A 22,441-nucleotide genomic window follows, 5' to 3' on the forward strand; every position below is an offset into this window, starting at 1 on the left:
GTGACAGTCGAGAACCGCAGAGCCCGGAGCCCGCGTGGCTCCGGTGACGACCTGCGGGACGCGTTGGTCACGGCGACGGCCAAGTTGCTGGAAACCCACGATCTCAACGCGTTGTCGGTCCGCACGGTCACCTCGGCGACCGGGGTCAGCCCGACCGCGTTGTACCTGCATTTCGCCGACTTGCCCGAGCTGCTGAGGGCCGTGAAAGCGCGCTTCTTCGGCGACCTCCGGGATCAGCTGAGCGCGGTGGACGGCACCGGCCGGGATCGCATCCGGGCGTTGGCGCTCGCCTACCTCGCCTACGCGCGCGAGTACGAGGGCCGGTACGCCGTGATGTTCCACGCGCACCGTCGTACCGACGCGCCGAGCACCCCGGCGGCCGAGTTGGTCGAGCTCGGGTGGGCTGCGTTCGAGCCGCTGATCGCCGCGGTCGGCGCCGTACTCCCGGACGCCTCGATGGACGAGATCCGCGAGACATCGTTGGAGCTGTGGCTCGCGCTGCACGGGCGGGCGCAGTTGAGTGTCGCTATGCCGTGGTTCGAGCTGCCGGACGAGGATCGGTACGTCGACCGCCTCGTCCGGCAGATCCTCGGCTAACCCGCGTACGCCGTCTTGCCGCCGTCGATGACGAGCTGGGACGCGGTCAGGTAGGGGAAGTCGTCGGACGCGAGCGCGAGCGCGAAGACGGCGATCTCGTTCGGTGTCGCCATCCGTTGCAGGCCGTGGACGTGGGTCTTGCCCCAGTTCGCGGCGAGGGCGTTCCAGACCGGGTCCGGGACGTTCATCATCCCGGCGAGCCGGCGGACGAGCTCGGTGTTCGTCGTACCGGGGATGAGTGTGTTGATGCGGATGCCGTGCGCCGCGTAGTCGTGGGCAGCCGATTGGACCAGGCCGACGAGGCCGCGCTTGGTCGCCGTGTACGCCGAACGCTTCTCGGTCGTCGCGATCGCGTTGGACGACGACGTCACCACGACCGTCCCGCCGCCGCGCTTCAGGAGATGCGGGACCTCGTACTTGAGCGCCAGGAAGTTGCCGCGCAGGTTCGTGTTCGTCACGTCGTCCCACTCGGCTGTCGTGTACTCGTGCAGCGGTCGCTCGATGCTGATCCCGGCGTTGTTGAAGCAGACGTCGAGCCCGCCGTACTTGCCCGCGACGCCGTCGACGAACTGCCGTACGTCGTCCTCGACGCGGACGTCGGCCTTGAGGTACGTCGCCTCGCCGCCGGCGGACCGGATCTCGGCCTCGACCTGCTTGCCGAGCTGCTCGCGGCGACCGCAGAATCCGACCTTGCCGCCCTCCGCCGCGAACAGCTGAGCCGCGGCCCGCCCGATCCCGCTGGTCGCGCCGGTGATCAGCACGACCTTGCCCTCGAACCGCCTGCGCGCGGACGCCTGGATCGGCGGCGGCGCGTCGCCGCCCTGGACGAACGCCGCGCCGGCGACCGCTCCGGCAGCGGCAGCGGTGACGCCCGCCACGGCGCCGGTGGTGATCACGCGTCGGCGGGTGAATCGCTGGTCTGACATGGTCCCCACTCCTCCGATGATGGTTTACGACTGTAAATATACATATGTAAACGTAATCGAGGAGACATTGAAGTTAGTAGTTACTACCTACTAACTTCGTCATATGCGGATGACTGGGCGAGAGCGGCGCGAGCAGATCCTCGGGATCGCGGAGGAGGAGTTCGCGACCGCGGGGTTGTACGGCGCATCGACCGAGACGATCGCCCGGCGGGCGGGGATCACGCAGGCGTATGTCTTCCGGCTGTTCGGGACGAAGAAGCAGCTGTTCCTGGCGTGCGTGGATGCCGCGTTCGGGCGGATGGCGCTGGCAATGCTGGCCGCCGCGGGTGGGTCGAGCGGGATCGAGGCGCTGACCGCGATGGGGCAGGAGTACAACGACATGCTCGCCGATCGGACGACGCTGCTGCTCCAGCTCCAGGGCACCGCGGCCGCCGCGGCCGGCGACGGCGAGGTGCGCGACGCCGTACGCGCCAGCTTCGCGCGCCTGTGGCAGGCCGTCGCCGACACCGCTCAGCTCGACCCCGTCACGATCAAGTCGTTCCTTGCCTTCGGCATGCTCCTCAACACCAACGCCGCCCTCGACCTGCCGTCGGTCGACGAACCGTGGTCCCACCAGGCCAGAACCCGAATAAAACCAGGCCTTTTCCACCACATCACCACCGAGACGAACCGATGAACTCCACCGGGACTGGTGGGGGAGCGGGGCGCGGTCGAGCCGCCACACCTCCCCGCGAGAGCGGTGCTGAGCACCCGCGGCAGTTGCTGGCGGGATTCCTGGTCTCCGTGGGTCTGGCCGGCGCGGTGATCGGCAGCCTCGGCGCGCCCCTGATCACGGCGGTCGCCGAGGCGTACGACGTTTCGCTCGCGGCCTCGCAGTGGACGCTGACGATCGCGTTGCTCGCGGGGGCGGTCGCAACACCCGTGTTCGGTCGGCTCGGGGCCGGACCGCGGCGGCGTACCGTCGTGCTCGGGATGCTCGCCGCCATGGTCGTCGGCAGCGTTCTGACCGTATTGCCGTTGCCGTTCGGGTTTCTGCTGGCCGGGCGGGCGATGCAGGGATCGGGGCTCGGGCTGGTCGTGTTGATGATGGCGGTCGCGCGGGACCATCTCGACGAGCAGCGGGCGGCGCGGACGATCGCCTTGTTGTCGGTGGCCTCGACCGCCGGGATCGGCATCGGCTACCCGTTGTCCGGGCTCCTCACGGACCTCGCCGGCGTGCGCGCGGCGTACGGGCTCGGCCTTGTCATCACCGCGGCCGCTCTGATCGCCGCCTTCTTCGCGCTACCGCAAGCGCCGCCACGACCGTCGACCCGCCTGGACCTGCGCGGCGCGATCCTGCTGGCGATCGCACTGCCCGCCTTGCTCCTGGTCATTGGCGACACCAATCTTTGGCGCCATCACGTCGCCGCAGCCATCGCCATCCTCGCAGCCGCGATCCTGCTACTGATCGGCTGGACGTTTCTCGAGGCCCACACCGAGCAGCCGCTCGTCGACGTACGCCTGCTCCGTCATCCCGCTGTCGCCGCCGCCAACCTGGTGATGCTGACCGGCGGCGTCGGTATGTATCTGCTCTTCAGCCTGATCACCCGCTACGTGCAAACCCCCGCGGACGCCGGTTACGGCTTCGGCCTGAACACCTTCGAGGCCGGTCTGGTCCTCGTCCCGTTCTCGATCCTCGGCTTCGTTGCCGGTCGCCTGGTCCCCGGTTGGCGGGACCGCCTCGGCGCGAGATGGTTGCTGGCAGCAAGTACTGCGGTGGTCCTCGCCGCCTTCGTACTCTTCGCGGTCACCCGCTCACACCCGGTCGAACCGATCCTCGCCATCGGCATCCTCGGCTTCGGCGTCGGTGCGTTCTCCGCCGCGATGCCCGCCGTCATCCTCGCGGTCACGCCGAAGGCCGAGACCGCGAGCGCGATGAGCGTGAACGCCGTCGTACGCAGCGTCGGCTTCTCCACCGGCAGCGCGCTCGGCGGACTCATCCTCGCCGCCCACACCACCGGCGTCTTCCCGCGCGAGTCCGGGTACGCCGCGGCCGCCTGGATCGGCGTCGCCGCGACCGCGGTGACCCTGGTGATCATCGCCATACTCCCGCTCAAGCGCCGATAAACCGGTGGATCGCGGCCAGCCGGCCGGGAGAGGATGCCGACATGCGGTTGCTCACGGTCAATGTGGTGGAGAAGCTGATTCCGGGTCCGAAGGACACCGGGTTCACGGCGATCGACAAGCGACCGCAGCCCGGCCGGATCCGCGTCGGCGAGCTGGGCCTGGCCGGCGACCGCGTCTGCGACACCGAGAACCACGGCGGCCCGGACCTCGCCCTCTACGCGTACGCCGAGGAGGACGCGAACTGGTGGGCCGCCCAACTCGATCGCGAGATCCCGACCGGCCTGTTCGGCGAGAACCTGCGCACCGAGGGGCTCGATGTCAACGGAGCGCTGCTCGGTGAGGTATGGCGGATCGGTGACGAGGTCGAGGTGATGGTGCGTGCGCCTCGCATCCCCTGCATCACCTTCCAGCACCGCATGCAGGAGCCGCACTGGGTCAAGCGCTTCCACCAGGCCTGCCGCCCCGGCGCGTACCTGAAGGTGCTCCGCGAAGGCACGATCGGCGCCGGCGACCCGATCGAGATCGTCAGACGGCCGGACCACGAGGTCACCATCGCGCTGATGTTCGCCGAGCAGGAGCCCGCCAAGATGCAGCGAATGCTCGACTCGGGAGTCGACCTCATGGAGGAGCTCCGCGACACCGCGCAGCGCGTCGTGGCGCGCGGATGAGCCGCGGCTCGGGCGCCCGTCGGCCCTCGGCCAGGCGGTCAAGGGAGGGGCTGTGATGAAGGGCGTGCTGCCGGAGGCTGGGCCGTTGCGGCCGTTGGCTCTGGCCACTCTGTTGAGCCGGGTCGGCAACGGCCTGCTGATGACGGTCAGTGTCCTGTACTTCAACCGGATCGTCGGCCTGTCGATCGCGCAGGTCGGCCTCGGCCTCACGATCGCGGGGTTGTTCGGGCTGCTGTCCGCCGTACCGCTCGGGCATCTGGCGGATCGGCGTGGACCGCGCGGGCTGTTCGTCGTACTGAGCCTGATGGTGTGCGGGCTGTCGCTGCTCTACCTCGTCGTGCAGAACTTCTGGCAGTTCCTGGTCGTGAGCATCGTGCTGACGATGATCGACCGCGGCGCGGGTGCCGTCCGGGCCGCGTTGATCGCCGCGGTGACCGTCGGCGCGGGCCGGGTCGCGGCCCGTGCGTACCTGCGGGCGATCACGAACATCGGCATCATGGTCGGCGCCGCGATCGGCGCCTTCGCGCTGCATTTCGACACCGCTGCGGCGTACCGCGTGATGTTCGTCCTCGATGCGCTGCTGAGCAGCGTCGCGGCCTTCGTCGTACTGGCGATTCCGCGGGTGGCACCGCAGCATCGTGACGACGACGGACCGGTCTGGATCGCGCTGCGCGACCGCGGGTACCTCGCGGTCGCGGCGCTCAATGCCGGGATGAGCATCCACTTCGCCGTCCTCGACGTCGCGATCCCGCTCTGGGTGGTCGACCACACCGACGCCCCGCGTTGGACGGTGGCGTTGCTGCTGATCATCAACACCGTGGTGGTTTCGCTGTTCCAGGTGCGGTCGTCGCGCGGCATCGCCGATCCGACGACCGCCGCCCGTGCCACCCGTACCGCCGGGTTGTTGCTCTTGGCATCGATGGTTCTACTGGCCGGCGCGACCTGGGGCAACGCGCTGATCGCGGTCGCTCTCCTTGCGGTGGGCGCCCTGGTCCAGGTGATCGCCGAGCTGATGCAGTCCTCGGGCTCGTTCCTGCTCAGCTTCGACCTGGCTCCCAATCACGCCCAGGGTCAGTACCAGGGCGTGTGGAACACCAGCATGTCGATCAGCACGATGCTCGCCCCGACCGTCCTGGCCCTGCTGCCTCTCGGCCTCGGCGTTCCCGGCTGGATCATCCTCGGCGTGTGGTTCGCCCTCACCGGCGCCCTCTTCGTCCCGGTCGTCCGCTGGGCGGAGAGCCGTCGCCCCGCACCTGTGCCGGCGTAGCTTCAGTTGGTCGGTTCGCGGTAGCCGAGGGCGGCGGAGATCTTGCGGGCGGCCTCGATCGCGGCCGGCGCCATGAGGGCCACCTGTGCGATCGACTGCTCCAACGACAATGTGGAGATGCTCACGGCCGCGATCGCGGCGCCGGTGTGGTCGTGGATGACCGCGGCGACGCAGCGGATGCCGGGCTCGTTCTCCTCGTCGTCGAGCGCGTAACCACGGGCGCGGACCTGCGCGAGATCGGTCTTCAGCGCGGCCGCGGTGGTGTGCGTGAGCGGCGTACGTGCGGGGAGACCTGTGCGGGTGATGTGAACGTCGAGCGCTTCCTCGTCCTTCTCGGCGAGCAGCGCCTTGCCGATGCCGGTGCAGTGCAGCCAGATCGCCTTCCCGACCCGCGACGGCATCCGGTACGGCTTCGGGCCGTCGAGGCGGGCGACGTAGATCGCCTCGTCGCCGTTCAGCAGCCCGACGTGCACCGTGCAGCGCGTCTGCGCGACGAGATCCGCGAGCACCGGACGAGCGACCGTGGCCAGGTCGACGTTGGTCAGCGCGTGACCGGCCAGCCGGAGCGCCTTCGGGCCCGGGTGGTACGAGCCGTCGTCGGCCTGGGCGACGAACTCGTGCTCGACCAACGACGCCATGATCCGGTGCACCGTCGACTTCGCCAGACCGGTCGCGTTCACGACATCGGTGAACCGCGAGTGCTCCAGTACGGCGTCCAGCACCATCAACGTCTTGTCGATGGCCGACGGCGAACTCATGTCGTTCATCCTGCACTCCTATCTGGCGAGCCAGCCGCCGTCGACCGCGAGCACGTGCCCGTTGACGTAGTCCGCGGCCGCCGACGCGAGGAACACCGCCGCGCCGACGACGTCCTCCGGCCGCCCCCAGCGACCGGCCGGGATGCGCTCCCGGATCGCGGCCTCGCGGGCCGGGTCCGCACGCAGCTCGGTGGTGTTGTCGGTGCTGATGTATCCGGGCGCGATCGCGTTCACCTGAACCCCGGCCGGACCCCACTCGTTGGCCAGCGCCCGGGTCAGTCCCGCCACCGCGTGCTTGCTCGCAGTGTAGGCCGGAACCGTGATCCCGCCCTGGAAGCTCAACAGCGAGGCGATCGTGACGATCTTCCCCGTACGGCGCTCCGCCATCGCCGCCCCGATCGGGCGGGTGACGGCCCAGGTGGAATTGAGGTTCACGTCGATCACGTGCTGCCAGTCCGTGGTCGTGGTCTCGGCCGCCGGGGCGCGCCGGATCGTGCCGGCGTTGTTGACCAGGATGTCGATGTGCCGGTCCCTGGCCAGTTCGACGGCTGCCGCCTCGACCGCGGCCGGGTCCCCGAAGTCGGCGATCACCACGGTCGCCTCGCGGCCGCCGTTCTGCTTGATCGCCTCGAGGGTGTCCTCGAGCGCCGCGTTCCGAGCCATCAGGATCAGCTCGGCGCCGGCCGCGGCGTACCCCGCGGCGATGGCCGCGCCGATCCCACGCCGCGCGCCGGTCACGAGCGCAGTACGCCCGTCGAGGCTGAACGTCACCGCAGGTCCCGGACGTCGACGCCGTCCATGTCGCCGAACGCCTGGTTCTCGCCGGCCATCGCCCAGACGAAGCTGTACGACGATGTGCCGCAGCCGGAGTGGATCGACCAGCTCGGCGAGATGATCGCCTGCCGATCCGCGACCAGCAGGTGCCGGGTCTCGTCAGGCTCGCCGAGGAGGTGGACGATCCGCTCGGTCTCGGGCAGGCCGAAGTACAGGTAGCACTCGGTACGGCGGTCGTGGGTGTGGGCGGGCATGGTGTTCCAGGTGCTGCCCGCGTGCAGCGTGGTCACGCCGAGCACGACCTGGCAGCTCTGCACGCCGTCCGCGTGGATGTACTGGTCGATCGTGCGGCGATTCGCGGTCTGCTGATCGCCGAGCTCGAGCCGGTTGCCTTCACCGGGGTTGACCTGTGCGGTCGGGAACGCGGTGTGCGCGGGCGCGGAGAAGACGTAGAACGCGGCGTCGCTTCCCTCGAAGACAACCTCGCGGACGCCGCGTCCGACGTACAGGCAGGCGCCGGTGGTCAGCTCGTACTTCGTGCCGTCCGCGGTGACCGTGCCGGGCCCGCCGACGTTGACGATGCCGGCCTCGCGACGCTCGAGGAAGTACTCGCTGCGCAGCTCGGGATAGCTGCCGAGCTTCAGCGGGCCGCTCGCGGGACAGGCGCCGGCGAGCACGATCCGGTCGTGGTGGGTGAGCACCGCGGTGATCGCGTCCGGAACGAAGAGGTCGTCCACCAGGTAGTGGCGCCGCAGCGCGGCGGTGTCGAAACCGGGCAGCTGCTCGGGATGGGTGGCGTGCCTGATCTGCAGAGTCACGGAACTAGGTTCTATGTCATGGAACCTGCCGTCAAGCCTGGAACTGGGGCTGGAGTTGTTCCGGGTTCCATCTCTTGACACTGTGTTCTGGTCCGTGGAACCGTCCAGTCGGTCACCCCATCGCCCCTGGGAGGATCCCCATGATCACTCTGGACTGGACAGTCCTGGTCGCGTACTTCGTGTTGATGGTGCCGGCGGGGTTCTTCTCGCACACGATGGCGATGGTGGCGACGCGAACGCGATCTCGTCGGTGATCACGCGGGATCTCGCGCCGGTGCTGGTGCCTCGCGTGCGCCGGCTGACCGATGCGGCGGCGGATCACGCGTCGCGCCGGCGTCGTGGGCGATCGGGCTGATCACGTGGGCCGTCGTCAAGTACGGCGTCGGCGCCACCGATCAGACCCTGGTCGTCGCGTTGCCGCCGGCAACTTCCCTGGTGGTGTACGTCGGCCTCGGCCTGCTGCTGCCGGAGAACCGCACGGAGGCCGACGAACTCGTCGACTCGGTCGACACCGACCCGGACGAGACGGCCGCCCCGCCGCGGTCCTGTCCTGAAACACTGGCCCCACCCTCAACCCCTCAGGAGAACCATGCCGAACATCACCGTCGAACTCCTCTCCGGCCGCACCCTGGACCAGCGCCGCGAGTTCGTCGCCGCCGTGACCGACTCCGCCATCGCCATCCTCGGCGCCAAGCGCGAGTCCGTCCGCATCGTCTTCCAAGAGATCGAGAAGACGGATGTAGCCAACGGCGGCACCCTGGCCGCGGACGTCTGACACTGATCAACCTCCGCCGGCGCTCCCCGATGCGCGCCGCGCAGGCGCGACGTCGGTGTGCCGCCGGAGGTTGGTCAGTGGCGCGAGTCCGGTCTCTGAAACTGCGGCGCCCCCACGCCGCCGACCTACTACTCTGCAAGGCATGCGAGTAGGTGTTTTCGGTGCTACGGGTCAGGTCGGCGGCGTGATGCGGGAGTTGCTGGTCGAGCGCAACTTCCCGGTGGACGAGGTGCGGTACTTCGCCTCGGCCCGCTCGGCGGGGAAGACGCTGCCGTTCGGGGAGAAGGACGTCGTGGTGGAGGACTCCGCGACGGCCGACTTCTCCGGGCTCGAGTTGGCGTTGTTCTCCAACGGGAAGACGGCGTCGAAGGAGCTTGCACCGAAGGTTGCCGCGGCAGGGGCGGTTGTCGTGGACAACTCGTCCGCCTGGCGAATGGATCCCGACGTACCGCTCGTGGTCTCCGAGGTGAACCCGGGCGATCTCGACAACCTGCCCAAAGGCATCGTCGCGAACCCGAACTGCACCACGATGGCAGCGATGCCGGTCCTCGCCCCGCTGCACCGGGCGGCGCGGCTGACGCGACTCGTGGTCTCGACGTACCAGGCCGTGTCCGGCTCCGGCGGCGTCGGTGTGAGCGAGCTCGAGGACCAGGCCCGGGCGCTGGCCGAGGTCGGCGGGAAGCTTGCCCGGGGCACCGAGGGCATCACCCTCCCCGAGCCCAAGGTGTACGCCGGGCCGATCGCCTTCAACGTGCTCCCGCTCGCCGGGTCGATCGTTGCCGATGGCACCGGTGAGACCGACGAGGAGCAGAAGCTCCGCAACGAGAGCCGCAAGATCCTGCACATCCCGGACCTCCCGGTCGCCGGCACCTGCGTCCGGGTGCCGGTCTTCACCGGCCACTCGCTCAGCATCCACGCCGAGTTCGCCGAGCCGATCACGCCCGAACGCGCCACCGAGCTCCTCGGCGCCGCGCCCGGCGTGGCCGTCACGGACCTCCCGACCCCGCTGCTCGCAGCCGGCCAGGACCCGTCGTACGTCGGCCGCATCCGCCAGGACCAGTCCGTGCCGGACAACCGCGGCCTCGTCCTGTTCGTCTCGAACGACAACCTCCGCAAGGGCGCCGCCCTCAACGCCGTACAGATCGCCGAGCTCCTCGCCCGGCGGTGATGCGGTCGCGTCAGCAGCGGTAGAGGTCCTTTGTGTACACGCCGTTGACGGCTGTCAGCGTGTGGTCGAAGCAGCCGGGGCCGAGGGCCCGGAAGCGGACGGTCTGCGTGCCGGTCGCGTGGCGCTGGTCCCGCGGTACGCCATAGATCCAGGACGCTCGGCCGTCGTACGTCTCCGTGGTCGTGCGACCCGTCGTGCGGATCGTGTCGTGGATCCTGAGGTCGGTGATCACGTCGTACCCGCCGGGGATCGTTGCGTTGGGCAAGAAACTGAGGACGCCGTTCTTGCCGTAGTCGAGGTCGGTCCGCTCGGCGCGGCCGTTGCGGATCGTCGTCGACGTGTCCCGCCAGTTCGCGTCGAGGCTGTCGCGCGACTCGCCGGCCTCCCAGGTGTGCTTGGAGACGTTGCTCAGGGAGCGCACGACCGTCGTACGGATCCGGCCGGCTGACGTATCGACGTACCCGCTGATGTTCAGGCTGCGTGAGGCTCTGGTGCTCACGGATCCGGCTTCGTTCGGCGCGCCGGTGACGTCGTCGGTCTTGGCGAGTGCGCTGACGGCGTACGACGTGAGCGCGCCGCGGGTCTGACTGCGATGCGCATCCGTCCACACGTGCAGGTTCGGGACCGCGAACCAGCCGGACTGACCAGCCGGTACGCCGTCGACGTGGACGCGGAACTCGTGCGGCTTGCCGTCGGTGAGCATTCCGGCGAACGGCGTGAGGTCGTAGGTCAAGGGTTTGATGTCGAACGCCCGCGGTGCGGGGGACGGACGCCAGGAGTACGGGTTCGACCAGCCGCCCGTGTAGATGTACGGGTACGGCAGCGCGATCCCGGCGAGCTTCCCGTCGATCGACACATCGACCTCCCGGTACGGCGATCCGTCCGGGCAGGAGTATCCGGTCCCGGCCGGCGCGGACGTGTCCCAGAACTCCTCGCAACCGCCGCCGGATCCCGTGACGTAGATCTCCCCGAGCAGACGGGTCGTGTTGCGCGGCAGAGTCGCCGTACCGATCAGGTCGGAGTCTTGGCGGGTCTGATTCTGCAGCGGGAGTACTGCGTTCGCGGTCAGGGCGGCCGGGGTGTGGCGGTCGGTCAGGTAGAAGTCGAGCGTGACGGTGACGTCGAGGACACCGGTGTACGTGTCGTCGACGACGTTACCGAGCTCCATCACGACCGGTTGCGGCGTACGGAGCAAGGGGATGTATTCGCTGACGTCCTTCTCGACGTTCCAGGCGATGCCGTCGGTGCTCGGCTCCGGGGTGGACGTGCGGAAGACGCCGACGCCGCCGATGGTGAGGTGGCCGAGACGGTCGTACTGGACGCCCTTCACCTCGCCGTGCATCCGCAGTACGACCTTGGACCAGGGGCCTTGGCAGGCGGACGGCGGTGTGTAGGTCGACTGGTACGGGTCGAAGTTCCTGAACTGGTTGCGGACGATCTGCACTTCGCAGTGTTTGGTGTGCGGAACGCTGACCGCCGGCGCCGGGGTGCGAGGATCGTCATAGTCCGAACCGAACTCACTCGGTGGCGATGCGGCCCGGGCCGGGGCTGCCAGACAGACCAGCAGGACGGATAGTGAGACGAAGGCCACCGACCGTATGCGCATGTTGCGGAAACGTAATGGAGAAGGTGCATGCGGGCAAGCGAGTGCCATGGTCAGGACCAGTCGCTTGCGATTACCCTCCGGTTACTTGACCCCCATGGGAGGCCAGTTATGAAGCCTGTCGCCGATTCCGGCCAGCTCGCTCTTCTCAGCAACCGCAAGGACACGATGGCGCAGATGTTCCTGGAGCGGGTCGAGGCGACCCCGGCGCGGGAGGCGTTCCGGTTCCCCCGTGGGGAGCAGTGGACGTCGGTGACCTGGCGGGAGACCGAGGAGCTTGCCCGCCGGCGCGCGGCCGGGCTGATCGCGCTCGGCGTCGAGCCGGAGCAGCGGATCGCGATCGCGTCCAGCACCCGGATCGAGTGGATCGAGTGCTACCTGGCCGCCGTCCTCGCGGCCGCTGCCACGACCACGATCTACCCGACCACGATCTCGTCCGACGAGGCGTTCATCGTCGCCGATGCCGACGTACAGCTGGTGTTCGCCGAGGACGCGGGGCAGGTCGACAAGCTTCGCGAGCACCGGTCCGAGACGCCGTCGCTGCGCAAGGTCGTGCTGATCGACGGTGCGCCGCTGGAGAGCGACGGCGACTGGGTGATCTCGCTCGGCGACCTCGACGCGCGCGGCGACGAGTACCTGGCCGAGCACCCGGCCGCGGTCGACGAGCGGATCGCGGCGATCAAGCCGGACGATCTGTGCACCCTGATCTACACCTCCGGTACGACGGGCCGGCCGAAGGGCGTGCGGTTGCCGCACTCGGCGTGGACATACGAAGGCGCCGCGGTCGAGGGGATGCGGGTGCTGTCGCCGGACGACCTGCAGTTCCTCTGGCTGCCGTTGTCGCACGTGTTCGGTCAGGTGCTGGTCGCCGTACAGTGCCAGATCGGGTTCGCGACCGCGGTGGACGGGCGGATCGACAAGATCGTCGACAACGCGGCCGTCGTACAGCCGACGTTCATGGCGGCGGCGCCGCGGATCTTCGAGAAGGCGCACGCGCGGATCCGGACGATGATCCAGTCCGAGGGCGGGGCGCGGGCGCGGATGTTCGACTGGGCGTTCGGGGTCGGTGCGAAGGTCTCCGCTCTGCGGCAGGCCGGGCGGGAGCCGTCGGGTCTGCTGGCGGCGCAGTTCGCGGCAGCGGATCGACTGGTGCTGTCGAAGATCCGGGCGCGGTTCGGCGGGCGGATCCGGTTCCTCGTGTCAGGTTCGGCGGCGCTGGACAAGACGCTGGCCGAGTGGTTCCACGCGGCCGGGTTGCTGATCCTCGAGGGGTACGGGCTGTCCGAGACGTCGGCGGGTTCGACGTTGAACCGGCCGACGCAGTACCGGCTGGGCAGTGTCGGGCCGGCGTTCCCCGGGACGCAGTTCAAGATCGCCGAGGACGGCGAGATCCTGATCAAGGGCGACGGCGTGATGAGCGGCTACCACAACCAGCCGGCGCAGACGGCCGAAGTACTCGACGCCGACGGGTGGTTCCATACCGGCGACATCGGGCACTTCGAGGACGAGTACCTGTTCATCACCGACCGGAAGAAGGACCTGTTCAAGACGTCGGGCGGGAAGTACGTCGCGCCGCAGGTGATCGAGGGCCGGTTCAAGACGATCTGCCCGTACGCGAGCCAGTTCATCGTCCACGGCAACAAGCGCAACTTCGTGTCGGCGCTGGTCACGCTGGACCCTGACGCTGTTGTCGGGTGGGCCGCCACGAACGGCCTGGGCGGCAAGCCGTACGCCGAGATCGTCACGTCCGATGCGGCACAGGCGATGGTCCAGGGCTACGTCGACGAACTCAACGCCACCCTCAACCGCTGGGAAACCATCAAGAAGTTCACCATCCTCGACCGGGATCTCACCGTCGAGTCAGGCGAGATGACGCCGAGCCTGAAACTCAAACGCAAGTACGTCGAGACCGAGTACGCCGAAGTACTCGACAAGATGTACGAGTAGCCGTCTACGAACGCAGCGGACTTCACCTGTGCTGCGAGCGGACCTCGGCGAAGGTGGGGGTGTCGAGGCGCACGGTGATGGCGGCGACTCGGAGCGATGGTTGCAATGAACGCCAGACGAGGTCGGTGAGGTCGGACCAGGTGAAGGGGACGGCGACCACCTCTGGGTGGCCGTCAGTCACGATCTGGGCCGCAGTGCCGGAGTAGGTGGTTGTGGTGACTGCCGTCGCGGGGGCGACCTGGGATGTGTAGAGGGACGGGTGCTGGGTCAGCTCGGGTGCGCCGTCGTACGCCCGCGCGGAGCCGATCACTACCTCGTCGAGTTCCGAGCCGGTGATTGTGGCTGCGGCGGTGATGCGAGGCGTGCGGATGGGCGGGTCGGGTTCGTAGGTCAGGTGGCGGAGAGCGAGTTGCAGGTCGGGTTGCTGGGAGCGGAGTGCGGTGAGGTCGCTGACCTGGGTGCCGTTGCCGACTATGACCCAGTCGTCGCCACGGGTGGCGGCGGTGTAGTGGCGTAGGTCGTCGGTCGGGCCGCCTGAGGTGTCGCGGACGACGATCTCGCGGTCGTGGACGACGAGCTCGCGCGACTGCGATGCGGGTGAGCGGCCGGTCAGCCAGTAGGTGAAGAACGGCACGCCGGCGGCGTCGCGGCCGATCGCGAGCCCGCGGCCTGGGTACTCGACTGATTCTCCGAGTGAGCGCATGCCTCAGCGCCCCAGGAACTTGCGGATCGACTCGACGTACTTCGCCGGTTCCTCGTCGTGGATCGAGTGGGCCGAGCGGTCGAAGATCTCGAGGGTGGACCGCGGGAGGCGGGTGGCGAGGTCGCGGGGGAGGTCGAAGCCGACGTGGCGGTCCCAGAGCGCGGCGAGGATGAGAGTGCGTACTTCGATGCCGGCCAGATCGTCGACCAGGTCCGCGCGCTCGGTGCCCACCAGGGCCATTGCCATTTCCGGATTGGATTCCGGGGCGTCGGGGTCGTCGGCGGGGATGTTGGCCGGGTCGTAGTAGAAGAAGTCGGCCGCGTTCTCGCTCTGTGCGATGGCGCCGATGGCAGCGACCGTGCGCTCGATCGGGTCGGTGAGGGGCTCGAGTTGGGCGCGGAGCGCAGTCCGCTCGTCCGGTGTGAGGATCGGGTCGACCGCGGCCGGGCGCATCGTCCACAGGCCGGGGTGGAGCGGGTCGACGATCGGCGGAGCGTGCAGGATCAGCCCGTCCACATGATTGCTGTGGGCAACGGCGTACTCCGCGGCGAGCAGGCAGCCGAACGAGACGCCCCACGGCACGATCCGCTCGACGCCCAGCGCTGTACGCAACTCTTCCAGATCGGCGACCAGTTGCGGCATCGTGTAGGTGCTCGGGTCCGACGGACGCGCCGTGCGCCCGCACCCGCGCTGGTCGTAGAAGACGACCGGCGCGAACTCCGCGACCGCGTCACCGACGGAGCGCTCGATCGAGTACGAACTCTCACCCGGCCCGCCGTGCACCAGCACCAGCGGTGCCCCGTCGTTGCCGCCGCCCGCGACCCGGACCCAGTGATCGACCCCACCCGCGGAGATCGTCCGCACTCCATCACTCAACATGGCTGCGAGGATACGGGTCAGCGGTTCAGGTAGGCGAGGACGGCCAGCACCCGCCGGTTGTCATCATCGGACGCCGGCAGGTCGAGCTTGGCGAAGATGCTCGCGATGTGTTTGGTGACGGCGCTGATCGAGAGTGTGAGTTGCTGCCCGATCGCGGCATTGGAGCGGCCGGCCGCCATCAGTTCGAGTACGTCGCGTTCGCGCGGAGTCAGGTCCGCGGTCCGGCCGCGCGCGTCGCCCCGGCTGAGGAGCTTGGCAACGACCTGCGGATCCATCGCCGTACCGCCGCCCGCGACCGTTTCCACGGCCTCGACGAACTGTTCGGTGTTGAAAACCCTGTCCTTCAACAGATAACCGACCCCACCGTTGCCATCGGCAAGAAGTTCGCGCGCATAGAGCTGCTCGACGTACTGCGACAACACGAGCACCGGGAACCCAGGTCGTTGCCGCCGCGCCTCGATCGCCACCTGCAGGCCCTCGTCGGTGAACGACGGCGGCAGCCGTACGTCGACGACCGCGATATCGGGCTGCTCGTCCGCCAGCGCCTTCCGCAGCGATGGGCCGGTGTCGACCGCGGCGACAACCGTGAACCCGTGCTCGGTCAGCGTCCGGACGAGTCCGTCGCGCAACAGGAACAGGTCCTCGGCGACCACTACCCGGATCGGATCGCGCACGGCACCTCCAGCTTGACGTGGGTCGGACCGCCGGTCGGACTGTCGACCTCGACCGTACCGTCGAAGATGGCCAGCCGGCTCTCGATACCGCGCAGCCCGGTCCCATTCATCGGATCCGCTCCACCCGGGCCGTCATCGGCGACCTCACAACGCAGTACGCCGTTCTCGTGCTGCAGCGTGATCGACACAGTCGTCGCTGTACGGGCGTGCTTGGCCGCGTTGGCGAGCAGTTCGTTCACGGCGAAGTACACGGCAGACTCGACCGGCAACGACGGCCGGCCTGGTAAGTCGGACGTGACCTCGACCTCGATCAGCGAATCGAGGGCCAGCGCGCGGATCGCGTCGGCCAGACCGCGGTCAGCGAGTACGGGTGGATGTACGCCGCGGACGAGGTCGCGCAATTCGTCGAGCGCCTTGGAGGACGCCTCGCGGGCCGCGATCACCAGGTTGCGAGCCGCCTCCGGATCCTCGTCGAACTGGCGCTCGGCATTGCTGAGGCTCATGCCCAGGGCGACCAGGCGAGCCTGCGCGCCGTCGTGCAGATCGCGTTCGATCCGGCGCAGCTCAGCGGCCTGGGCGCCGGCGCTGTCGGCGCGGGTCTCGACGAGAGTCTCGACGCGTTCCTCCAGCGCGGCGGTTCGCGAAGGCCCGAGCAGGTCGGCCGACCAGCTGGCGCGCAGGGTGAGCAGCGGCGGCCCGATGTACAGGCCGGCGGCGATCATCGCGAGTCCGACCGGGATCGCCGCGAGTGCGGTCGCCGTCGAGGTCACGTGGATGGGGCCGAACGAGTTGATCCCGCCCGCGCGCTCGTTGGCCCGCCACACGAACGGCTGCACGACAGCGCCGTACACCCCGACCAGCGGCAGCGCCACGGCGAGCGCGGTGGCCCACGTCCCGATGACCGGGCCGATGAAGGCCCAGAGCACATCCCGCCAGGTACTGCGTGCCTTCAAGAGCGCGGTCGCTCCGCGCTCGGCCCGGTACGGCCGCTCGACCCAGACTCCAGCCATCCGCGCCAGCCCGCGAGCGGCATCTGCCACCGTCCGCAGCAGCCAGACGGCAGGCGGCACGGCGTACCGCCCGATCCCGATCAGGACGAGCACGCTGCTGAGGAGCACAAAGACCGCGGCGACGATTCCCGCGATCGACAGGAGCATCGTCGCTAGCGCCCGCACCGGAGTGAAGAGCCGCGCCCTCATTTCCCCAACCGTAGACATACTCCGACCTTGTCGCCTCCCAACTTTCACGCCATTGCGTTTCCCTACCCAACCACCCTGTACCTATCCCCACCTATGACTGTTCCAGGAGTTGCTTGAGCGCGGTCAGGTTCGCGGCCACGGCGGACTTGATCCGGCTCAAGGCGATGGGGGCGAGGAGGTTCAACGGGCGAGGCGGGTGGAGGTCGACCGTATTGGTGAGAGTAGTGGCGCCGTCTGTCGCTTCTAGGACATAGGTGAGGACGGCCGGGAGGCCGCTGAGGGTGCCTTGGACGGTGAGCCTCTGGTCGGGCGTGAACTCGATGATCTCGAGGGGCTCGACCGCGTGGACAGGGATGGTGCGGGTCTGCCGGTAGCGGGTGCCGACGCCGGGTGGACCGGGGGTCAGTTGCTGGGTCTCGGCCAGGGCGTAGTTCCACTGCGGGAGGTTCTCGAGGTTTGCCAGGTAGGCGAACACCGTTGTCCGCGGACGTCCGATGGTGATCGTGTTGGTGAACTTCATCGGGACCGCCGCGAGCTGTCGACCAAGCGCTGCGCTGCGGTCGGGTCGTGGGCGGGAAGGACGACCAGGCCCGGCAGTTGTTCGGCGAGGGCGAGGACTTTGTCGGTCGTGCGGGCGAGTTCGCCGCGATCGCCGACGCCCGGGAGTTGGCGGCGTCCGAGCAGACCGGCCTCGTAGGTGAGGTCGCCGACCATGAGGAGCGGTGGCAGGTCGCGACGACGTACGAGCATGGAGACCGAGCCGGGCGTGTGGCCGGGGGTGGGAAGGACGACGATCGATCCGTCGCCCATGACGTCGAACGACTCGGTGAACGGATGCACAGCGGTGTCGGCGAAGTTGATGTGCTTCCAGCGCGCACCCGGTACGTCGATGTGCGTCCGCAGGAAGCCGCGCGCCTCGGGGGAGAACCCGGACAGCTGGGCCCATTCGGTCGGCGTGATCAGGAGTTCGCTGCCGCCGAGCTGGGGGATCCCGCCGATGTGGTCCTGGTGCAGGTGCGAGATGACCGCCTTGTCGACGTCGGCAACGGAGTACCCGAGGGTGCCCAGTTGCGCGTCGAGCGTCTCGTTCTCGGCGATGTGGAACTTGGCCAGCCGGTCGTACACGACGCGGTTGAACCCGCCCGGAAAGTACGACGGATCGGTCACCGAGGCCCGGTCCTGGCCGGTGTCGAACAGCACCAGTCCGTTCGCGTGCTCGACGACGTACACGTTGATCGGGCGAGGTGGCAGCCAACGGCGGGAGGTGAGCAGCCACCAGTACAGCGGCTTCTTCGAACCGTGGGCGTGTTCGGGGTGGATCTCGACGCTGCCGGTGCTGATCACCGACACCGCGCGGACCGGGTCTCCGGTGCCGGTGCGGGCCGGCAACCTGGTTGCTTCGGTGGACATCTGAACTCCTGAAGTGCGATCGATCCCGACGGATTCGGGGCCGAGGGCATCAGTCTTCGCCGGAGCCAGTGGCCGCGTCTGTGACTTTTGTTGTCCGCCGGAGTAACCGGCGTCACGCGTCGTCCGGGTTCCAGGTCTGGTCGTGCAGCCCGGTCGGATCGAGGATGTGGACCCTGTCGGCGGACGTGGCGACCAGCTGGTCCAGCCGGAACTCTCGCAGCACCCGCGCAACCACCTCGCGGACCGATCCGACGGAATCCGCCAGGTCCTGCTGGGACACCCGGGCGACGAGTTCGCCGCGTGGACTCTGCTGGGTCGACGCAAGGTCGAGCAGGTGCGCGGCTACCCGCTGTCGCACGGTGCCGAAGGCGTTGACCGCCGTCTGCTGCAGGTTCTCGTACAGCCGGCGACTGAGCTCCTCTGCCATCGCCCATCCGACGCGGCTGTCGGTACGCGCGGCAGTCGTCAACAGCCCGGCGTCGATCCGGAACAGCGTGCATTCCGACAAGGTCTGTACGCCGACATCGGCCGGACCCGCGACCAGAACGGCGATCCCGAGTACGTCGCCACCCCGCGCGTACCGAACCGTCACCTGCCGCCCTTCCGGCGACGACATGTAGACGCGCAGCAACCCGCGCACCACCAGCAGCGCGCGCGGCGACGACCGCTCCCGATACAGCGTGCTACCCGCCGGGTAATCGATCCGATCACCCGTCACCAGCAACCGCTCGACCAGCTCCCCCGGCAGCCCCCCGAGAAAGCTCCGCCCCAGAGCCGCCGACACGTCCCCATCAACCACCCCCCAAGCATGGGCCAACGACACCGGCGAAGCTACTGAGTACTCGTGGTCGCCAGGGCCGCGTGTTTGCCGGTGGTGAGGGATTGGCCCTGGTCGATCATCTGTTCGGCGATGCGGTCGACGGCGAGTGAGAAGGCTTCGGAGTTGTCGGGGTCCCAGTCGGTCAGGCGGTCGAGCATCCAGATGCGGAAGGCGCCGACGAAACGCTGGAACATCTCCAGGCCGAGGGTGGTGAAGCGGTAGTGGCCCAACGTCTCGGACAAGTAGCCGTCGGCAACCAACTGGGATGCCAGGGGTTCCAGCACGCCGGGTGGCATTCGGAGGTCGCCGGTGATCTCGGCCAGCGTGGCAGAGCCTCGCTCGGCGCCGCCGCGGAAGACGCGCATGATCATCCAGGCCTGGGCGTGGCTCAGCGGCAGCCCGGACTCGGCCAGGACCTCGGGTGCGGGGTTGCGCTTGTGGTGCTGTACGACGAGGGCCGCGAGCTTCTGCAGTTCGTGTTCGGAGTCGAACGACGAGGGCGCCGCGAAGTTCTCGCCGACGTCGGACGCGGCCATCCGGGCGCTGTCACGGAGCGGGACCTCCTTCAGCAGCAGGGCCGTCAGGAACCCGAGCGCCGCCACCGGAACCGCCCACAGGAACACGGTGTGCAAGGAGTCCGCGTACGCCGCTGTCACCGCTGATCGCATCGATTCGGGCAGCTTGCGCACGCCCTCGACCGTCGTCACGACCCGCGGATCCGCACCGGTCGCACGGACGGCCTCGGCCAGGTGAACCGGCAGCTGATGGGAGTAGATGGACCCGAACACGGCAACCCCGAACGAGCTGCCCATCGTGCGCAGGAAGCTCACCCCGGACGTCGCGACGCCGAGGTCCGCATAGTCGACGGTGCTCTGGACGACGACCGTCGGGACCGGCATGCACAGCCCGACACCCAGGCCGAGAACGACCATATAAGCGGCTGTCACCGGATAGGACGTGGTGTTGTCGAGCAGCGACAGCAGGAACAGCCCGACACCGATCAGGATCGTGCCGACGATCGGGAACAGCCGGTAGCGGCCGGTCTTGCTGATGGTCTGGCCGGTCACGACCGACGCGACCAGCAGCCCCATCACCAGCGGCAGCATCTGCAACCCGGACTCGGTCGCCGAAGCGCCGTGGACGAACTGCAGGTACGTCGGCAGATACGTGACCCCGCCGAGCATCGCGAACCCGATGATGAAGCTCATCACCGCGCACACCGTGAACACCCCGGACCGGAACAATCGCAACGGCAGCAACGGTTCCGCCGCTCGTCGTTCGACCAGGATGAAGAGGCCGAGGGCAACCAACGAGCCGATCGTCATCGAGATGATGACGGTCGACGTCCAGGCGTGCTCGTTGCCGCCCCACGTCGTCACCAGCGTCAGCCCGGTCGCGGCGAGGCCGATGAACAGGATGCCGAGGTAGTCGATCTTCGGCCCGACCGCCGCCTTCACCGACGGCAACGTGATCGAGGCGACGATCAGTACGACGATGCCGAGCGGGATGTTCACGTAGAACGCCCACCGCCAGCTCAGATGATCGACGAACAGCCCGCCGAGCAGTGGGCCGGCCACCGTCGAGACACCGAAGACCGAGCCCATCACGCCCTGGTACTTCCCGCGCTCGCTCAGCGGTACGACGTCCGCGATCACCGCCATCGCGGTCACCATCAAGCCGCCGGCGCCGAGCCCCTGGATCGCGCGCGAGCCGACCAGCCACAGCATCGAGTCCGCCATCCCGCACAGCGCCGAGCCGGCCAGGAACAGCACCACGCTGATCAGGAACATCGGCTTGCGCCCGTACAGGTCGCCGAACTTGCCGATCAGCGCGGTCATGATCGTCTCGGCGAGCAGGTACGACGTGACGACCCAGGACAGGTGGTTGGCCCCGCCGAGGTCGCTGACGATCGTCGGCAGCGCGGTCGCGACGATCGTCTGATCGAGGGCCGCGAGCAACATTCCGAGCATGATCGCGACCACGACCGCGTTCCGGGTACGGCGTCCGACCGGCTGAGCCTCGGTGTCCATGAGCCGAATGTAGCCAGTTCCGTACTTCCTGTGACCACGAAACGACGGAGATCCGGTCAAGAAATGGGTCCGTACGATAGGTGGGTGCCGTCAACATTGCCCGAGGGGGAGGTTGCGCCCCGGGACGGGGCGTTGCCGGAGTCCGCCGTCCGCGAAGCCGCGCACCGGCCGTTGGGGTTCTACCTGCACGTGCCGTTCTGTGCGTCGCGCTGCGGGTACTGCGACTTCAACACCTACACCGCCAAGGAGCTCGGTGGCGGCGGGTCACAGGCGTCGTACGCCGAGACCGCGGTCGGCGAGGTCCGACTCGCCCGGCGGGTGCTGGGCGAGCTGGATCGGCCGGTCGACACCGTGTTCTTCGGGGGCGGTACGCCGACGCTGCTGCCGGCGGCCGATCTGGCGAAGATGCTGGGGGCCGTCCGCGACGAGTTCGGGCTGGCGCCGGATGCCGAAGTGACGACCGAGGCCAACCCGGAGTCGGTCGACCCCGCGTACCTCGAGGCGCTGCGCGAGGCGGGGTTCACCCGGGTCAGCTTCGGCATGCAGAGCGCGTCGTCGCATGTGCTCAAGATCCTCGACCGCCAACACACTCCGGGGCGAGCGTTGGACGCCGTCAAGGAGGCGACCGCGGCGGGCTTCGAGCACGTCAATCTCGATCTGATCTACGGCACGCCGGGCGAGTCGTTGGACGACTGGCGCGCTTCGCTCGAGTCTGCGATGTCTGCTCAACCCGACCACGTGAGTGCGTACGCATTGATCGTCGAGGACGGGACGCAGTTGGCACGGCGGATCCGGCGCGGCGAGCTGCCGATGCCGGACGACGACGATCTGGCCGACAAGTACGTCCTGGCCGACGAGATGCTCTCGGCCGAGGGCCTGCGCTGGTACGAGGTGTCGAACTGGGCCCGCAGTACGGCGGCCCGCTGCCGCCACAACGAGCTCTACTGGCGCGGCGACACGTGGTGGGGCGTCGGCCCCGGCGCCCACAGCCACGTCGGCGGCATCCGCTGGTGGAACGTGAAGCACCCCACGGCGTACGCCGAACGCCTGAACGCCGGCGAAAGCCCGGCCCACGCCCGTGAAACCCTCGACGAGGAAACCCGCCGTATAGAACGCGTCCTCCTCGAGGTGCGGTTGGAGGCCGGTCTGCCGCGAGAGGTCCTGGACGAGGCCGGCCGCGCCGCAGCCGATCAGGTGGTCGAGGACGGCCTCGCGGTGATCGACGGCGATCGGCTCGTGTTGACTGATCGGGGGCGGTTGCTGGCCGATGCGGTGGTTCGCGACCTGTTGCCGTGAGGTGGTCACTTACAGCTAACTGC

22 protein-coding genes are annotated in these 22,441 nt (G+C 68.7%); 9 read left to right on the top strand and 13 right to left on the bottom strand.

The window, feature by feature from the left end; all coding sequences use genetic code 11:
- Nucleotides 1-597, top strand: coding sequence for a TetR/AcrR family transcriptional regulator (locus OHA10_RS23560; protein WP_371400930.1), 597 nt, complete (start codon nucleotides 1-3; stop codon nucleotides 595-597).
- On the opposite strand, the gene OHA10_RS23565 is transcribed toward OHA10_RS23560, so the two are convergent.
- Nucleotides 594-1,523, bottom strand: a complete 930-nt coding sequence (locus OHA10_RS23565; protein ID WP_371400931.1) for an SDR family NAD(P)-dependent oxidoreductase — start codon at nucleotides 1,521-1,523, stop codon at nucleotides 594-596. The genes OHA10_RS23560 and OHA10_RS23565 overlap by 4 nt on opposite strands.
- Nucleotides 1,524-1,632: 109 nt before the next feature.
- On the opposite strand from OHA10_RS23565, the gene OHA10_RS23570 reads away from it, so the two are divergent.
- Genes OHA10_RS23570 through OHA10_RS23585 form a run of 4 tightly spaced genes read left to right on the top strand, consistent with a single transcriptional unit; the run spans nucleotide 1,633 to nucleotide 5,564 of the window.
- On the top strand, nucleotides 1,633-2,199 hold the full coding sequence (locus tag OHA10_RS23570) for a TetR/AcrR family transcriptional regulator (RefSeq protein ID WP_371400932.1): 567 nt from the start codon (nucleotides 1,633-1,635) through the stop codon (nucleotides 2,197-2,199).
- Nucleotides 2,196-3,629 carry an MFS transporter gene (locus OHA10_RS23575; protein ID WP_371400933.1) on the top strand — a complete coding sequence of 478 codons (1,434 nt, stop codon included), beginning with the start codon at nucleotides 2,196-2,198 and terminating at the stop codon, nucleotides 3,627-3,629. Before OHA10_RS23570 ends, OHA10_RS23575 begins: the two co-directional genes overlap by 4 nt.
- 41 nt (nucleotides 3,630-3,670) lie before the next feature.
- Nucleotides 3,671-4,297, top strand: coding sequence for an MOSC domain-containing protein (locus OHA10_RS23580; protein ID WP_371400934.1), 627 nt, complete (start codon nucleotides 3,671-3,673; stop codon nucleotides 4,295-4,297).
- Nucleotides 4,298-4,352: 55 nt separating this feature from the next.
- A complete protein-coding gene (locus tag OHA10_RS23585) occupies nucleotides 4,353-5,564 on the top strand; it encodes an MFS transporter (protein WP_371400935.1) in 1,212 nt (403 codons plus the stop codon).
- Between the two features lie 2 nt (nucleotides 5,565-5,566).
- On the opposite strand, the gene OHA10_RS23590 is transcribed toward OHA10_RS23585, so the two are convergent.
- From OHA10_RS23590 to kduI, 3 genes are read right to left on the bottom strand one after another with little or no spacing between them, the layout of a single operon-like run.
- The gene (locus tag OHA10_RS23590; protein ID WP_371400936.1) at nucleotides 5,567-6,331 is read right to left on the bottom strand and encodes an IclR family transcriptional regulator; all 765 of its coding nucleotides are present in this window, start codon (nucleotides 6,329-6,331) and stop codon (nucleotides 5,567-5,569) included.
- A gap of 9 nt (nucleotides 6,332-6,340) precedes the next feature.
- Complete coding sequence (locus tag OHA10_RS23595; RefSeq protein ID WP_371400937.1) at nucleotides 6,341-7,093, bottom strand: SDR family oxidoreductase; 753 nt, start codon at nucleotides 7,091-7,093, stop codon at nucleotides 6,341-6,343.
- Nucleotides 7,090-7,914, bottom strand: coding sequence for a 5-dehydro-4-deoxy-D-glucuronate isomerase (kduI, locus tag OHA10_RS23600; RefSeq protein WP_371400938.1), 825 nt, complete (start codon nucleotides 7,912-7,914; stop codon nucleotides 7,090-7,092). The genes OHA10_RS23595 and kduI overlap by 4 nt, the downstream gene beginning before the upstream one ends.
- Nucleotides 7,915-8,503: 589 nt before the next feature.
- Between kduI and OHA10_RS23605 the strand changes: the two genes are divergently transcribed.
- Nucleotides 8,504-8,689: a tautomerase family protein gene (locus OHA10_RS23605; protein WP_134097290.1), complete on the top strand. Its 186-nt coding sequence runs from the start codon at nucleotides 8,504-8,506 to the stop codon at nucleotides 8,687-8,689.
- Between the two features lie 142 nt (nucleotides 8,690-8,831).
- Nucleotides 8,832-9,857 carry an aspartate-semialdehyde dehydrogenase gene (locus OHA10_RS23610; protein WP_371400939.1) on the top strand — a complete coding sequence of 342 codons (1,026 nt, stop codon included), beginning with the start codon at nucleotides 8,832-8,834 and terminating at the stop codon, nucleotides 9,855-9,857.
- Between the two features lie 10 nt (nucleotides 9,858-9,867).
- On the opposite strand, the gene OHA10_RS23615 is transcribed toward OHA10_RS23610, so the two are convergent.
- A complete protein-coding gene (locus OHA10_RS23615) occupies nucleotides 9,868-11,463 on the bottom strand; it encodes a peptide-N4-asparagine amidase (RefSeq protein WP_371400940.1) in 1,596 nt (531 codons plus the stop codon).
- 108 nt (nucleotides 11,464-11,571) lie between these two features.
- Here OHA10_RS23615 and OHA10_RS23620 point away from each other — a divergent pair, with 108 nt between their 5' ends.
- Complete coding sequence (locus OHA10_RS23620; protein WP_371400941.1) at nucleotides 11,572-13,407, top strand: long-chain fatty acid--CoA ligase; 1,836 nt, start codon at nucleotides 11,572-11,574, stop codon at nucleotides 13,405-13,407.
- Nucleotides 13,408-13,429: 22 nt separating this feature from the next.
- Here OHA10_RS23620 and OHA10_RS23625 read toward each other — a convergent pair whose 3' ends face one another.
- From OHA10_RS23625 to OHA10_RS23660, 8 genes are all read right to left on the bottom strand, one after another.
- Complete coding sequence (locus OHA10_RS23625; protein ID WP_371400942.1) at nucleotides 13,430-14,110, bottom strand: IMP cyclohydrolase; 681 nt, start codon at nucleotides 14,108-14,110, stop codon at nucleotides 13,430-13,432.
- Nucleotides 14,111-14,113: 3 nt separating this feature from the next.
- The gene (locus OHA10_RS23630; RefSeq protein WP_371400943.1) at nucleotides 14,114-14,989 is read right to left on the bottom strand and encodes an alpha/beta fold hydrolase; all 876 of its coding nucleotides are present in this window, start codon (nucleotides 14,987-14,989) and stop codon (nucleotides 14,114-14,116) included.
- Between the two features lie 17 nt (nucleotides 14,990-15,006).
- Nucleotides 15,007-15,651: a response regulator gene (locus tag OHA10_RS23635; protein WP_371407981.1), complete on the bottom strand. Its 645-nt coding sequence runs from the start codon at nucleotides 15,649-15,651 to the stop codon at nucleotides 15,007-15,009.
- Nucleotides 15,642-16,862, bottom strand: coding sequence for a sensor histidine kinase (locus tag OHA10_RS23640; protein WP_371400944.1), 1,221 nt, complete (start codon nucleotides 16,860-16,862; stop codon nucleotides 15,642-15,644). The genes OHA10_RS23635 and OHA10_RS23640 overlap by 10 nt, the downstream gene beginning before the upstream one ends.
- Nucleotides 16,863-16,953: 91 nt before the next feature.
- Entirely contained in the window at nucleotides 16,954-17,382 is a 429-nt protein-coding gene (locus tag OHA10_RS23645; RefSeq protein ID WP_371400945.1) for an SRPBCC family protein, read from the bottom strand.
- Nucleotides 17,379-18,272, bottom strand: coding sequence for an N-acyl homoserine lactonase family protein (locus OHA10_RS23650; protein ID WP_371400946.1), 894 nt, complete (start codon nucleotides 18,270-18,272; stop codon nucleotides 17,379-17,381). Before OHA10_RS23650 ends, OHA10_RS23645 begins: the two co-directional genes overlap by 4 nt.
- 112 nt (nucleotides 18,273-18,384) lie before the next feature.
- Entirely contained in the window at nucleotides 18,385-19,071 is a 687-nt protein-coding gene (locus tag OHA10_RS23655; RefSeq protein ID WP_371400947.1) for a Crp/Fnr family transcriptional regulator, read from the bottom strand.
- Nucleotides 19,072-19,103: 32 nt separating this feature from the next.
- Nucleotides 19,104-21,122 carry a DHA2 family efflux MFS transporter permease subunit gene (locus OHA10_RS23660; RefSeq protein ID WP_371400948.1) on the bottom strand — a complete coding sequence of 673 codons (2,019 nt, stop codon included), beginning with the start codon at nucleotides 21,120-21,122 and terminating at the stop codon, nucleotides 19,104-19,106.
- A gap of 84 nt (nucleotides 21,123-21,206) precedes the next feature.
- On the opposite strand from OHA10_RS23660, the gene hemW reads away from it, so the two are divergent.
- Entirely contained in the window at nucleotides 21,207-22,418 is a 1,212-nt protein-coding gene (gene hemW, locus OHA10_RS23665; RefSeq protein ID WP_371400949.1) for a radical SAM family heme chaperone HemW, read from the top strand.
- The last annotated feature ends 23 nt before the right edge of the window (nucleotides 22,419-22,441 follow it).

It is taken from the genome of Kribbella sp. NBC_00662 (assembly GCF_041430295.1).
GTDB lineage: Bacteria > Actinomycetota > Actinomycetes > Propionibacteriales > Kribbellaceae > Kribbella.

Excerpts from the sequence above, each read along its gene's own strand:
- OHA10_RS23630 (WP_371400943.1), bottom strand. The coding sequence starts at position 14,989 with ATGTTGAGTGATGGAGTGCGGACGATCTCCGCGGGTGGGGTCGATCAC.
- OHA10_RS23645 (WP_371400945.1), bottom strand. The coding sequence starts at position 17,382 with ATGAAGTTCACCAACACGATCACCATCGGACGTCCGCGGACAACGGTG.
- OHA10_RS23625 (WP_371400942.1), bottom strand. The coding sequence starts at position 14,110 with ATGCGCTCACTCGGAGAATCAGTCGAGTACCCAGGCCGCGGGCTCGCG.
- OHA10_RS23585 (WP_371400935.1), top strand. The coding sequence starts at position 4,353 with ATGAAGGGCGTGCTGCCGGAGGCTGGGCCGTTGCGGCCGTTGGCTCTG.
- OHA10_RS23640 (WP_371400944.1), bottom strand. The coding sequence starts at position 16,862 with ATGAGGGCGCGGCTCTTCACTCCGGTGCGGGCGCTAGCGACGATGCTC.
- OHA10_RS23565 (WP_371400931.1), bottom strand. The coding sequence starts at position 1,523 with ATGTCAGACCAGCGATTCACCCGCCGACGCGTGATCACCACCGGCGCC.
- OHA10_RS23590 (WP_371400936.1), bottom strand. The coding sequence starts at position 6,331 with ATGAACGACATGAGTTCGCCGTCGGCCATCGACAAGACGTTGATGGTG.
- OHA10_RS23620 (WP_371400941.1), top strand. The coding sequence starts at position 11,572 with ATGAAGCCTGTCGCCGATTCCGGCCAGCTCGCTCTTCTCAGCAACCGC.
- OHA10_RS23570 (WP_371400932.1), top strand. The coding sequence starts at position 1,633 with ATGACTGGGCGAGAGCGGCGCGAGCAGATCCTCGGGATCGCGGAGGAG.
- OHA10_RS23615 (WP_371400940.1), bottom strand. The coding sequence starts at position 11,463 with ATGCGCATACGGTCGGTGGCCTTCGTCTCACTATCCGTCCTGCTGGTC.
- OHA10_RS23605 (WP_134097290.1), top strand. The coding sequence starts at position 8,504 with ATGCCGAACATCACCGTCGAACTCCTCTCCGGCCGCACCCTGGACCAG.
- OHA10_RS23610 (WP_371400939.1), top strand. The coding sequence starts at position 8,832 with ATGCGAGTAGGTGTTTTCGGTGCTACGGGTCAGGTCGGCGGCGTGATG.
- OHA10_RS23650 (WP_371400946.1), bottom strand. The coding sequence starts at position 18,272 with ATGTCCACCGAAGCAACCAGGTTGCCGGCCCGCACCGGCACCGGAGAC.
- OHA10_RS23580 (WP_371400934.1), top strand. The coding sequence starts at position 3,671 with ATGCGGTTGCTCACGGTCAATGTGGTGGAGAAGCTGATTCCGGGTCCG.
- OHA10_RS23575 (WP_371400933.1), top strand. The coding sequence starts at position 2,196 with ATGAACTCCACCGGGACTGGTGGGGGAGCGGGGCGCGGTCGAGCCGCC.
- OHA10_RS23660 (WP_371400948.1), bottom strand. The coding sequence starts at position 21,122 with ATGGACACCGAGGCTCAGCCGGTCGGACGCCGTACCCGGAACGCGGTC.